The sequence below is a fragment of the Jatrophihabitans sp. GAS493 genome (genome assembly GCF_900230215.1).
Taxonomy (GTDB): domain Bacteria; phylum Actinomycetota; class Actinomycetes; order Mycobacteriales; family Jatrophihabitantaceae; genus MT45.
Genome location: NZ_LT907982.1, coordinates 3,961,992 through 3,974,394 on the forward strand (window position 1 = coordinate 3,961,992; position 12,403 = coordinate 3,974,394).

A 12,403-nucleotide genomic window follows, 5' to 3' on the forward strand; every position below is an offset into this window, starting at 1 on the left:
ACCGACCACATCATCGGCTCGAGGCCAACTCGACCCGGGCCGCCGCTGAGACGAAGCGGGTGGCCGCGTTCGGCAGCCCGGCCCAGTGCAGGTGCAGGTAGGAGGCATGTAGCTGCCGCTGAACATGCCCCTCGACGACCTCCTGCCCGCCCGCGTCCCAGCTCCAGGCCGGCGCCGTCGAGGCCGCGGGCGCACAGGCGGTGCGATGGAACTCATGCCCGCGCACTCTCGTTCCGGCCTCGGCCAGCACCGACGAGGTGCGGGCGAGGGCATCCCGGTAGCCGATGGTCAGGCGCGGCGTCATGCTGGCGTCGGTGGCGATGACATCGCACATCGGGGCGCCGTCCAGCGTGTGAGCCAGGTAGAGCAGTCCGGCGCATTCAGCGGCCACCGCCGCACCCTGACCGATTCGCTGGGAGATGTCACGACGCAGCGGCTCATTGGCCGACAAGGCCGCCGCATGCACCTCGGGGAACCCGCCGCCGATGACGATTCCCCTTGTTCCATAAGGCAGTTCTTCATCGACGGTGGGGTCGAAGCGCTGCACTTCGGCACCGGCGGCGGTGAGCATCTCGGACGTCTCGGCGTAGGAGAAGGTGAAGGCCGGTCCGGCGGCGATCGCCACCACCGGGCGATCGCCGGCGGGCTCGGCCACCGTCGGCGACCAGGCGTCGCCGGCCAGCGGCGGGGCGCGTCGGGCGAGCGCGACCACCGCGGCCAGATCGACCGATGCGGCGACCACCCCGCCCAGGTCGGTGACGGTGCGGCGGGCCAGTTCGGAGCGCTCCGCGGCCGGGACCAACCCGAGGTGGCGCGACGGCGTCACCAGGGCGTCGTGGCGGCGAATCGCGCCGAAGACCGGCATGCCGATCTCGGCCAGCCCGTCGCGCAGGATCTGCTCGTGGCGATCACTCCCGACCCGGTTGAGGATCACCCCGCCGATGCGGAGCTCCCGGTCGAAGGAGGCGAAGCCGTGCACCAGCGCCGCCACTGATCGCCCGGCCGCGGTCGCGTCGACGACGAGCAGGACCGGTGCCTGCAGCAGCTTGGCGACGTGAGCGGTCGAGGAGAAACCGCGCTGGTCGGCGACCCCGTCGTAGAGCCCCATGACGCCCTCGATGACCGCGATGTCGGCCGGTGCCGGGGTGCGCGCACCGTGCAGGAAGAGCGGCACGATCCGCTCCTCGCCGACCAGCCACGGGTCGAGATTCCGCCCGACCCGCCCGGCGGCCAGGGCGTGATAGCCCGGGTCGATGTAGTCCGGGCCGACTTTGTGCGGGGAGACCGCCAGGCCCTGGGAGCCGAGCGCGGCGAGCAGCCCCGCGGTCACTGAAGTCTTGCCCTGGCCGCTGGCCGGGGCGGCGATGATCAGCCGTGGAACATTCACCATTCGATGCCCCGCTGCCCCTTCTGGCCGGCGTCCATCGGATGCTTGATCTTCGTCATCTCGGTAACCAGGTCGGCCGCCTCGATGAGTGCGGGATGGGCCCGACGACCGGTGATGATGACGTGCTGGTGTCCGGGTCGGTTGCGCAGTGTCTCCACTACATCCTCCACGTCCACCCAACCCCAGTCGATGGGGTAGGTGAACTCGTCGAGGACGTAACACCCGTAGGTCTGCGCGGCGAGGTCGCTCTTGATCTGCTCCCAGCCCTCCCGGGCCGCCTCGGCGTGGTCGTCGGTCGGTCCGCGCTGCAGCCACGACCACCCCTGCCCCATCTTGAACCAGTCCACCGGGGCGCCCTCGCCGGTGAGTTCATGAAGCCGTCCGAGGGCGAGCATCGCGTTCTCCTCGCCGACCTTCCATTTCGCGCTCTTGACGAACTGGAAGACCCCGACCGGCCAACCCTGATTCCAGGCTCGTAGCGCGAGCCCGAACGCGGCCGTCGACTTGCCCTTCATGTCGCCGGTGTGCACGATCAGCAGCGGCCGGTTGCGCCGCTGCCGGGTGGTGAGCCCGTCGGCCGGGACGGTCTCGACCTGCCCCTGCGGGCTCATCGGGAAACTCTCATCAGGCGGCATCCTTGATTGCGCGGACGGTGTCGGCCAGAGAGTCAGCCGCAGAGTCTCCCAGGGCGAGATCATCCAATGAAATGCAGGGCGCTTGCAGCTGGGCGGCGAGCTTGCCGGCCAGTCCGAGACGAATCCGCCCCGACTCGCAGTCGACGACCACACACGCCGCGCCGGTACCGGCCAGCAGTGCGGCCGCGGCCGTCGGCTCTGCGCCGCGGGTGTGCCGGGCGTCGGTGACGATGACGACCAGCGGGCGCCGCTGCGGATCGCGCAGTCGCTCCCGCTCCAGGGTCTGGTAAGCCAGCAGCAGCCCGTCGGCCAGCGGCGTGCGGCCGCCGGTCGGCAGTTCAGTGAGCCGGGCGGCCGCGGCCTCGACCGAGGAGGTGGCGGGGAGGGCGAGGGTCGCGGAGTCCCCGCGGAAGGTGATCAGCCCTACCTTGTCTCGTCGCTGATAGGCATCGAGCAGCAGCGAGAGCACCGCACCCTTCACGGTGGCCATCCGGCTGCGGGCGGCCATCGACCCGGATGCGTCCACGACGAAGAGGACCAGATTCCCCTCCCGCCCCTCACGCAGCCCCTCACGCAGATCACTGCGGTGCAGGATCAGGCCGGCTCCGGTTCGGCCGCGGGCACGCTGATGGGCCGCCGCCGCGAACATGGTGGCACTCAGATGCAGGTGACGGATCGGTCCGTAGGGTCGGATTGCGCGGGTCACCTGCCCGGTGTCGGTGATCGCCTTCGAGCGACGTCCGGGCGCGCCGGCTCCGACCCCCGGTACCTCCAGTCGGCGGGTGCGAAACGGCGTCGAGGGCGCGCTCAACTGGGTGGCCACCCCGGACGGGGAGTCGGCCGAGGCGTTCGCCGGTACCTCCGCGGGCTCTTGATGCGCGTGCTCCTTCTCGTGCTCCGCACCGCCCGATCCGGGCCCGTCCGGCCCGGATTCACTTTGCTGCGGCCCGGACGACTCTTCGTGTTCGGGCTCGCGGTGCGAGGAGTCCGTCGCCGTCCCCTCGGCTTCGTGCCGCGGGTCAGCCTCGTCCCCGTCCGGAGCCCCGCCATCGTTGGGCGGGTCGGGCTCCAACTCGGGCTCCTGGGAGTCGGCGAGTGCCTGCTCCAGTTGCTCCTCGTCGAGGCCGGGGGCATCGAAGGGGTTACGCCGTCGGCGGTGCGGCAGCGCCAGTCGGGCGGCCACCCGGACGTCGTCGACAGTGACCTCGTCACGCCCGGCCCAGGCGGCGTGCGCCACCGCGGCGCGCGCGGTCACGATGTCCGCCCGCAGCCCGTCCACCTCGAACGCGGCGCAGACGTAGGCGATCCGGGCCAGCATCGAGTCGGTCAGATGTACCTCGCCCAGACGGTCGCGGGCGCCCCCGATGGCGTCGGCCAGGGCCCGCTCCGCGTCGGCATAGGCGGCGGCGAACGCACGGGGATTGTCGTCGAAGCCGAGCCGGCGCCGCACCACCTCGGCCCGAAGCGCCGGTTCGCGGGGGGCGCTCACCTCGACGGTGAGGCCGAAGCGATCCAGCAGTTGCGGGCGCAGCTCCCCCTCCTCCGGGTTCATCGTCCCCACCAGCAGGAAGCGGGCGGCGTGCCGCACGGAGACCCCCTCCCGCTCGACGTAGGAGGTGCCGAGGGCGGCCGCGTCCAGCAGCAGATCCACCAGATGGTCGTGCAGCAGGTTCACCTCATCGACGTAGAGAACACCCCGATGGGCCGCGGCCAGCAGTCCGGGCTCGTAGGACTTGACGCCTTCGGTGAGCGCCTTCTCGATGTCCAACGATCCGACCAGGCGGTCCTCAGTGGCGCCGACCGGCAGCTCACGTAACTCGGCCGGGCGGTGTACCCACGGCACCGGCTGAACGTGCGGGCCGTCCGGGCAATTCAGGTCCGGCGCCTTCGGATCGCAGGAGAAGCGGCAGCCGAGCACGACATCGACACCCGGCAGCACAGCGGCCAGCGCGCGGACCGCCGTCGATTTGGCCGTACCCTTCTCGCCACGGATCAGGACGCCGCCGATGGCCGGGTGCACCGCGTTGAGGATCAGGCCCAGCCGCAGGTCGTCCATACCGACGATCGCACTGAACGGAAACTGGGGCACGGCTGGCGGCGACTCGAGGGCCGCCGGCCCCGACTGCTCGTCGGGCAAACGCTGGGGATCGTGCTTGCCGTGCGGTTCGTGCTTGCCGTGCTTGTGAGACGGGACCACCGATGTCGCTCCAACCCTCGGCGGGTGTCCGCGCCCGCCGTTCGGTACGTCCGGCCGACCAGCGGGCCAACCAGGACGGGTGGAATTTTCTGGCTCCCCGCACGCTCCGCGGTACCGGAAGGCGCCGCATCGAGCCGGGTCACAGTGGCGGGACCACCCCGGAATCGACGCCCGCGAACGACCGTAGTCACCTCGCGCGCGGCCTCACCGGTGTTCCTCCAGACCGTCACCGGCAATCATCGCATGTCCTCTGACGCCGCTCCGGCACCCCGGCCAGCCCATCGAAGCGACCGCCCGGCGGCGGATCAGGCAGACTGGGCGCGTGCCAGAACCGATCAACTCAGCTCGACCCGGCTCAGCGTCGCTGGAGCCGATCGTCGTGATCGGGATCGGCGAAGACGGTTGGGACGGGCTCTCAGCCGCGTCCCAACGACTGATCCGGGACGCTGACGTCGTGGTGGGCAGCGACCGCCAGCAGGCGCTCATCGCCGGCCATGCCCGCTCGAGCGAACTCTGGCCGTCGCCGATGACCCAGGCGCTGGCCGGGTTGCGCGACCGTCACCCCGGCGAGCGGATCGTGGTGCTGGCCAGCGGAGACCCGATGTTCTACGGGGTCGGCGCCAGCCTGGCCCGGCTCTTCGGGCCCGACGCCCTCGACATCCGCCCGTTCCCCTCCTCGGTGTCCCTGGCCTGTGCCCGGCTGGGGTGGCCCCAGGCCGATGTCGATGTGGTGAGCGCCGTCGGGCGGCCACTGAGCGCGGTCACCCGGCTGCTGCAGCCGGGGCGGCGAGTGCTCGTCCTCGTCGGCGACCAGAACGCGGCCGCCGAACTGGTGGAGCTGCTGCTGCGTAACGGGCTCGGCGGCAGCCGGGTGCACGTTCTGGAGCATCTCGGTGGGCCCGCCGAGCGGCAGCGAGAGGGCATCGCGTCTCAGTGGGCGGGGAATCCGCACGCCAAACTGGCGATCATCGCCCTCGAATGCAAGCAGTCTGACGACGCGGACAACTCAGCGGGAGCCCCCCTCGCACTCACCCCAGGTCTGCCCGACGACGCGTGGAGCAGCGACGGCGTCCTCACCAAACGCGAGGTGCGCGCAGTGACTCTCGCCCTGCTGGCTCCGATGCCCGGCCAACTGCTCTGGGACGTCGGGGCTGGAAGCGGCAGCATCGCCGTGGAGTGGATGCGTAGCCACCACACCTGCCGCGGCATCGCGGTCGAGGTCCGGGATGACCGGCGCGCCTACATCTCAGCGAACATGGAGCGGTTCGGAGTGCCGGCCCTGCAGATCGTGGCCGGCCAGGCCCCGCAGGCGCTGGACGGCCTGCCCGCACCGGACGCAATCTTCATCGGCGGGGGCGTCACCAACGACGGCGTGGTCAAGACCTGCCTGGAGGCGTTGAAGTCGGGCGGGCGGCTCGTGGCCAACGGCGTCACCATCGAGACCGAGACCGAGCTGGCCGTCTGGCAGCAGCGGGTCGGCGGCGAGCTGAGCCGCATCACCGTCTCGCACGCCGCCGCGATCGGCAGCTTCACCGCGTTCCGGCCCGCCCTCACCGTCACCCAGTGGAGTTACATCAAATGAGAAAGCGATCCCGACGATGACCGTGCACTTCATCGGGGCCGGCCCCGGCGCCGCGGACCTGATCACGCTCAGGGCCCGTGACCTGATCGCGGCCGCCCCGGTCTGTCTCTACGCCGGGAGTCTCATTCCGGCTGAGGTGCTCGCGCACGCTCCCAGCGGTGCTCGCCTGGTCGACACCGCGCAGATGACGCTCGATCAGATCATCGACGAGCTGAGCCGGGCCGACGCCACCGGCCTCGACATCGCCCGCCTCTGCTCCGGCGACCCGTCCATCTTCAGCGCGGTCGCGGAGCAGATGCGACGGCTGGATGATCTCGGCATCGACTACGACGTCTGCCCGGGAGTGCCGGCCTTTGCCGCCGCGGCGGCCTCGCTCAAGCGCGAACTCACCGTCCCGCTGGTCTCGCAGAGCATCGTCCTCACCCGCACCTCGGAGCGGGCGACGGCGATGCCGGACCGGGAGACTCTGGCCACCCTGGGCGCCTCCCGGGCGACCATGGTGCTGCACCTGGCGGTGCAGCGAATCGACGCCGTCGTCGCCGAGCTGATCCCGGTCTACGGAGCTCAGACACCGGTCGCGGTGGTCGCTTACGCCTCCCGGGCGGACGAGGTAATCCTGCGGGCCACGCTGGCCACCATCGCCGCGCAGGTGAAGGAGACCGGTCTGCGCCGAACCGCGGTCATCATCGTCGGAGACGCCCTCGGCGCCGCCAACTTCTGTGACAGTCACCTCTACTCGACGGACCGCGACCGTGCCGTCACGTCCTGAGCAGCCGCTGCGGGTCCTTCTCCTGGGCGGCACCGCAGAGGCCCGGACGCTGGCCAAGGCACTCGATGGCAGCGATGACGTCACGGTCATATCTTCGCTGGCCGGGCGGGTGCAGCGGCCGGCGCTGCCGGTCGGCGAACTGCGCGTCGGCGGCTTCGGCGGCGCCGACGGCCTGGCTGACTATCTGACCAGCGAGCGGATCGACGCGCTGGTCGATGCGACCCATCCCTTCGCCGGGTCGATTACCGGCAACGCCGTCGCCGCGGCCGACGTGGCCGGTGTGCCGCTATTGATGCTGCGCCGACCGGGCTGGCGCGAGCAGCCGGGCGACGACTGGCACCGGGTCACCGACATCACCGCGGCCGCCGAATTGGCCCGCCAGCTAGCGCCCGCCGACTCCTGGATCTTCCTCACCACCGGGCGCCGGGACCTTGCGCCTTTCACTGGTGATTCCGACCATTCCTACCTCATCCGCAGCGTCGACCCGCCGGTCGTGGAACTGCCGCCGAAGCACAGCCTGCTGCTCGACCGCGGCCCGTATACCCACCAAGGCGAGCTGGCTCTGCTACGCCGGCACGACATCCGGGTGCTGGTGAGCAAGGACAGCGGCGGCGAGATGACCTACCCCAAACTGTTGGCGGCCCGTGAGCTGAGGATTCCGGTCGTGCTCATCGATCGCCCCGCGCTACCGGATGGCGACCAGCCCGTCACCGATGACGTCGTTGCTGCCGCCGAATGGTGCCGTCAACAATCAACCCGAGGTAAGAGAGAATCATGCGCAAAATACTGGTGATCGGCATCGGTGCCGGAGACCCGGACTACGTGACGATACAGGCCGTGAAGGCGTTGAACGACGCGGACGTCTTCTTCGTCGCCAACAAGGGCAGCGCCACCGAGGAGCTGGTCCGGTTACGTCGCGAGATCTGCGAGCGGTTCATCACCGACCCGGCCTACCGGTTCGTGGAACTCCCCGATCCGGCCCGCGACCGTAAGGCCGAGGACTATGAGCGGGCCGTGGCGCAGTGGCACGTCGAGCGGGCTGAGCAGTACGAGGCGATGTTCCTCGACGAAGTCGGCGAAGACGGCTGCGGGGCGTTCCTGGTCTGGGGCGACCCGATGCTCTACGACAGCACTCTGCGGGTCATCGACCAGATCATTGCCCGCGGGCGGGTCGAGTTCACCTATCAGGTGATTCCCGGGATAACCAGCATCCAAGCCCTCGCCGCCCAGCACCGGGTACCGCTCAATCGGATCGGCGAGCCGATCCACATCACCACTGGCCGGCGGCTGCTGGAGACAATCCCGGCCAGCCCCGACATCGTCATCATGCTCGACGCGAACTTCGCCGCCAACGACGTCGACGGCCTCGACCCGGCGACGGAGATCTTCTGGGGCGCCTACCTCGGCACCGAGAGCGAGGTGCTGATCTCCGGCCGCCTCGACGAGGTTGCCGAGGAGATTCTCCGTACACGCAAGGAGATGCGGGCCGAGAAGGGCTGGATCATGGACACCTACCTGCTGCGGCAGCCAGTCTCATCGAGCAACGACTGATCGCGGCTCGCTAGCTTCCGGAGGGGCCGAACCGCTCGATGCGGATCTGCCGGCTCGGCACACCCAACTCGACGAGCAGCGAGCTGGCCGCTTCAGCGAACGGGGTGGAGCCGCAGACGAAGACGTCACGCTCGGGCCCATCGGAGGACGCTTCGGACGACAGTTCGGCCTTTGCCAGTGCCGCCACCTCGGCTGCGGTGAGCCGCCCGGCCGCCCGGTCGCCGTAGGCCTCGCGAGTGATCGCGATGAGCGCGCCCGCGGCCACCAGTTCCTCGGCGTAGGGAAGCGTCGCGAACGACCTGGACGAGACCGCCAGCCGCAGCCGGTCGGCCCTCCCGAGGTGGATCGCGTGCCGCAGCATCGCGATCAGTGGGGCCACGCCACTGCCGCCGCCGAGGGCAAGCGCGTCCGACTCGGCGTCCCAGACGAACCAACCACCGATCGGGCCGCGGATCTCCAGTGAGTCACCGACCTCAACCACGTCGGCCAGGAATGACGAGACCTCCCCGTCCTCCAACCGTTCGACGAAGAACTCCAACAACGGGTCGGACGGCGCCGACGAGACAGAATATGAACGCTGTGCCACGTAGCCGTCATCAGCCCGCAGCCGGATCACGTAGTGCTGGCCGGGCAGGTGATCGACCCGGTCAGGCACCTCCAGACGCAGCATCACCGACCGCTGCGTCGGGTGGCTCACTTCGCGCACCGTCGCGTTGCGCCAACCACCGACCGGTGCGCGCGGCGTGAAGCTCTCGGTCACCTACAGATCGCCCTGGTAGCGCTGCTCGGTCCACGGATCGCCGTGATCGTGGTACCCGTTCCGCTCCCAGAATCCCTGCTGATCGTGGTCGAGCAGGGTCAACTGATTGACCCACTTGGCGCTCTTCCAGAAGTAGAGGTGTGGGACCAGCAGGCGTACCGGACCTCCGTGCTCGGGGCTGAGCGGCTGCCCACCGAAGGTCCAGACGACCCAGGCCTTCCCATCGGTGATGTCGGCCAGCGGAAGATTGGTGGTGTATCCGGTGGTGCAGGTGGCTAGGACGAAGGCCGCCTCCGGCTTCGGCTTGGCCAGCGCCAGAAGCTCATCGACGCTCACCCCATCGAACCTGGTGTCGAACTTCGACCACGTCGTCACGCAGTGGATCGCGCCGTTGTAGCTCGACTGCGGCAGCGCGTGCATCTGATCCCAGGAGAGCGAGATCGGGTTCTCGACCAGTCCGTCGACGCTCATGCTCCACCGGTCGGTGTGGACCACCGGCGTCACCTCGGCCGTCAGTACCGGCCAGTCCGAGCCGACGTCGTACTGCCCGGGTGGCAGCCTCGGATCCCGTTCACGGTGCAACCGCCCGGTGAATCCCCGTGTGCTTACCATCGCGTGCTGCCTCCGATTCGAAGGAGATGAGGTCATCGCTGAGGCGATTACTGGCACGCTACCCGCTGGCGGTGTCGAGCGAGTTACCAGGATTGGCCGGGCCGATTCGCCGCGGCGTCGGGCGAGACCGCTCACTCTGCGCTCCGGCGCGGCGGATCCGGGAGCATCGGCATGCTCAGCCCCTCCGGCGTCCCGACCAGCACCCCGCGGGTAATCGAGGACGAGCCGTAGCGATCCCGCACTTGATCGAGCACGGCGTCGAGACTGCGTCGGTCGTGGGAGTCGAAGGGGAGTTCGAGTTGGATGGTGTCGGCATCGTCGAGGTTCGCCACGGCGATACCGATCAACGTGATCCCCTGCTCGGCGATCAGTCCGGCGCAGGCGCCCAACAACTGCCGGAGCGCGGCCAGCACCACCGCGGTGTCATCGGTCGGGGCCGGCAGCGTGTGGGACCGGGTCGCCCGGGTGAAGTCGTCGAAACGCAGGCGCAGCACAACCGTACGGCCGACCCGGTGGCCCGCGCGCAGCCGCCGGCAGACCCGATCCACCAGACTGATCAGGCGGACGTCGAGTTCGGCCGGTGAGCGGCGGCGGCGCCCCAGGGCGCTCTGTGAACCGACGGACCGACGCCGTCGCCCGGCCGTGACCGGGCGCGGATCGTGATTGTTGGCCAGTGCGTGCAGGTGCCGCCCGGAACCGGCGCCCAGCATCGACACCAACGTGCGCTCGTCGAGTTGGGCCACGTCGGCGACGGTGACGATGCCGCGGGTGAGCAACTTATCCGCGGTGATTCGCCCAACGCCCCATAGTCGCTGCACCGGGAGCGGGTGCAGGAACTGCAGTTCGCCCTCCACCGGCACGACCAGCAGCCCATCCGGCTTGGCGACGCCGCTGGCCACCTTGGCCAGAAACTTGGTTCGGGCCACCCCGACGGTGATCGGAAGCCCGACGCGCTGCAGCACCGCGGCGCGCAGCCGGGCGGCGATCTCGCTGGGCCGGCCGGCGATTTGGCGCAGCCCGCGGACGTCGATGAACGCCTCGTCGATGGAGATCGGCTCCACGATCGGTGACGTGTCGTCGAATACGGCGAAGACCGCCTTGCTGGCTGCGCTGTACGCGGTCATTCGTGGCGGCACCACGATCGCCTCCGGGCAGAGCCCGAGCGCCTGCCGTCCCCCCATCGCGGTGCGGACCCCGCGAGCCTTCGCCTCGTAACTTGCGGCCAGCACCACGCCGCCACCGACGATGACCGGTCGCCCCCGCAGTCGCGGATCGTCGCGCTGTTCGACCGATGCGTAGAACGCGTCGAGATCCGCGTGCAGGATCCCGGGCTCGTCGCTCACCGGCCCAGTATCGCACATCTGTTCGATACTGGCCGGCTATGCCGCTGCCCGCTCAGCCGATCAACGAGGGCTCACAGGGGCTCACCAGGGCGTTGACGTACTGGAGCGCACCACCAGGCTCACGTCGTAGGGCTCGGGCGAGTCGACCTCCTCGCCGCGCAGCAGTGCCCGCAGGGCCGATCCAAGCGCCTGCCCCCGGGTACGGATCGGTTGCGCGACGGTGGTCAGCGGCGGGTAGGCGTGCTGCGCCAGTGGTGAGTCGTCGAACCCGATCACAGAAAGTTGGTCCGGGACGTGCACGTCCGCCTCCTGCGCACCACGCAGGGCGCCGAGCGCGATCTGATCGCTGAGCGCCAGCAGCGCGGTCGGAGGTCTATGAGACTCCAGCAGCGTCTGCGCGGCAAGGGCACCGGCGTCCGGATCGTTCGAGGCGCACTCCAACACCGAGATCTGGTCCCAATCGAGACCGGCCGCCACCATCGCACTGCGCACCCCGCCGAGTCGCTCCCGCATGACCCGGTAGGCGATCGCCGCCTGCCGGTGCGCGTCGGCCATCCCCTGACGACCGTCTGGCAGCAACGGCATCGTCAACACCGCGATGCGGCGATGGCCGAGTTCGATCAGGTGGTTGGCCGCCAGGACCGCCCCAGCGAAGTCGTCGATGCTCACCAGTGGCACGCCGTCGAGGGCCGGCTGGTCGAGTACCACCATCGGCTTGCCCCGCGCCCGTGCCGCGGCGACGGCGAGACTCTCGTCCGGAAGCGACTGGATGACCCAGGCGTCGACTGAGGCATCGCGGATTCGCCGCAGGTCGTCCTCACCGTCGGAGGCGGCATGCACCAGGAGTCCGAAGCCGTCCAACTGCACCTCGCGGGCCAGACCGTCGAGGAATCGGACGGCCGTCGGGTCGGAGAAGGCGTAGGAGAGGCCCTGGTCGACCAGCACTCCGACCGCACCGACGCGTGCCCCGCGCAATTGCCGCCCGGCCGGATCCGGTCCGGCGAAACCCAGTTCTTCGGCCCGCTGCAGGATTCGGGCCCGCAGCGCCTTGGAGAGCTGGTCGGGGTGGTTGTAGGCGTTGGATACGGTCGCCCGCGAGACGCCGAGATCCTCAGCGAGCTTTACGAGCGTTATGCGTTGTTGTGACGTGCGCATCAGTTTTCTCCCGAGCGGCATCTAGATCGATCCAGTATCGTTGTACTAGAACGTTCTAGTAAAGCGATTCTGACAAGTTTGTTGGATCGGAAGAAGCAGTATCCAAAGAGGAGAAACACCATGGCACAGCACGCACACACCCCAGAGGTCGTCCCCGCCAGCCCGCTGTTCAGCGAGCTGCGTGAGCAGCTGGCCGAGCGTCGCGCCGCCCGTAAGGCCCGTCGCGAGCTCGAGCGCGAACTCGCCCACTACAGTAGCGCCGCCGATCGTCTCGAGCTCGATGCGATCCTTAGCCGCCACTCCATCGAAGAGACCGCCGAGATCCGCCACGTCCTCGCCGTCATCGATGCCAAGGCCGCCTGACCTCCATCACCGTTTGGTAATAACTTCAGAGCCGTAGCACGCCGAGCCG

Annotated in this window: 12 protein-coding genes and 1 riboswitch; of the genes, 5 read left to right on the forward strand and 7 right to left on the reverse strand. The window is 69.5% G+C overall.

Annotation, left to right across the window (positions count from 1 at the left end; translation table 11 throughout):
* Positions 1–10 precede the first annotated feature (10 nt).
* Genes CPH63_RS18210 through CPH63_RS18220 form a run of 3 tightly spaced genes read right to left on the reverse strand, consistent with a single transcriptional unit; the run spans position 11 to position 4,078 of the window.
* A complete protein-coding gene (locus tag CPH63_RS18210; RefSeq protein WP_096304205.1) occupies positions 11–1,390 on the reverse strand; it encodes a cobyrinate a,c-diamide synthase in 1,380 nt (459 codons plus the stop codon).
* Positions 1,384–1,998 carry a cob(I)yrinic acid a,c-diamide adenosyltransferase gene (gene cobO / locus CPH63_RS18215; RefSeq protein WP_096305268.1) on the reverse strand — a complete coding sequence of 205 codons (615 nt, stop codon included), beginning with the start codon at positions 1,996–1,998 and terminating at the stop codon, positions 1,384–1,386. Before cobO ends, CPH63_RS18210 begins: the two co-directional genes overlap by 7 nt.
* Positions 1,999–2,011: 13 nt before the next feature.
* Positions 2,012–4,078: a VWA domain-containing protein gene (locus CPH63_RS18220; RefSeq protein WP_096305269.1), complete on the reverse strand. Its 2,067-nt coding sequence runs from the start codon at positions 4,076–4,078 to the stop codon at positions 2,012–2,014.
* 223 nt (positions 4,079–4,301) lie between these two features.
* A riboswitch (cobalamin riboswitch) is annotated at positions 4,302–4,438 on the reverse strand.
* A 103-nt stretch (positions 4,439–4,541) separates the two neighbouring features.
* On the opposite strand from CPH63_RS18220, the gene cbiE reads away from it, so the two are divergent.
* Genes cbiE through cobF form a run of 4 tightly spaced genes read left to right on the forward strand, consistent with a single transcriptional unit; the run spans position 4,542 to position 8,121 of the window.
* The gene (cbiE, locus tag CPH63_RS18225; RefSeq protein ID WP_197704432.1) at positions 4,542–5,801 is read left to right on the forward strand and encodes a precorrin-6y C5,15-methyltransferase (decarboxylating) subunit CbiE; all 1,260 of its coding nucleotides are present in this window, start codon (positions 4,542–4,544) and stop codon (positions 5,799–5,801) included.
* A 16-nt stretch (positions 5,802–5,817) separates the two neighbouring features.
* On the forward strand, positions 5,818–6,570 hold the full coding sequence (gene cobM / locus CPH63_RS18230) for a precorrin-4 C(11)-methyltransferase (RefSeq protein ID WP_096304206.1): 753 nt from the start codon (positions 5,818–5,820) through the stop codon (positions 6,568–6,570).
* Positions 6,554–7,363 carry a cobalt-precorrin-6A reductase gene (locus CPH63_RS18235; protein WP_241895726.1) on the forward strand — a complete coding sequence of 270 codons (810 nt, stop codon included), beginning with the start codon at positions 6,554–6,556 and terminating at the stop codon, positions 7,361–7,363. Before cobM ends, CPH63_RS18235 begins: the two co-directional genes overlap by 17 nt.
* Positions 7,345–8,121 carry a precorrin-6A synthase (deacetylating) gene (cobF, locus tag CPH63_RS18240; RefSeq protein ID WP_096304207.1) on the forward strand — a complete coding sequence of 259 codons (777 nt, stop codon included), beginning with the start codon at positions 7,345–7,347 and terminating at the stop codon, positions 8,119–8,121. The genes CPH63_RS18235 and cobF overlap by 19 nt, the downstream gene beginning before the upstream one ends.
* A 10-nt stretch (positions 8,122–8,131) precedes the next feature.
* On the opposite strand, the gene CPH63_RS18245 is transcribed toward cobF, so the two are convergent.
* The 4 genes from CPH63_RS18245 to CPH63_RS18260 all read right to left on the reverse strand — a co-directional run bounded on the left by CPH63_RS18245 (position 8,132) and on the right by CPH63_RS18260 (position 11,991).
* Positions 8,132–8,881, reverse strand: coding sequence for an FAD-binding oxidoreductase (locus CPH63_RS18245; RefSeq protein ID WP_197704433.1), 750 nt, complete (start codon positions 8,879–8,881; stop codon positions 8,132–8,134).
* On the reverse strand, positions 8,882–9,493 hold the full coding sequence (locus tag CPH63_RS18250; protein ID WP_096304208.1) for a sulfite oxidase-like oxidoreductase: 612 nt from the start codon (positions 9,491–9,493) through the stop codon (positions 8,882–8,884). It abuts the gene before it with no gap.
* Between the two features lie 131 nt (positions 9,494–9,624).
* Positions 9,625–10,836: a DNA polymerase IV gene (dinB, locus tag CPH63_RS18255; protein WP_241895727.1), complete on the reverse strand. Its 1,212-nt coding sequence runs from the start codon at positions 10,834–10,836 to the stop codon at positions 9,625–9,627.
* Between the two features lie 81 nt (positions 10,837–10,917).
* Positions 10,918–11,991: a LacI family DNA-binding transcriptional regulator gene (locus CPH63_RS18260; RefSeq protein WP_172892232.1), complete on the reverse strand. Its 1,074-nt coding sequence runs from the start codon at positions 11,989–11,991 to the stop codon at positions 10,918–10,920.
* A 120-nt stretch (positions 11,992–12,111) separates the two neighbouring features.
* Between CPH63_RS18260 and CPH63_RS18265 the strand changes: the two genes are divergently transcribed.
* Positions 12,112–12,354 carry a hypothetical protein gene (locus CPH63_RS18265; RefSeq protein ID WP_197704434.1) on the forward strand — a complete coding sequence of 81 codons (243 nt, stop codon included), beginning with the start codon at positions 12,112–12,114 and terminating at the stop codon, positions 12,352–12,354.
* Positions 12,355–12,403: the final 49 nt, after the last annotated feature.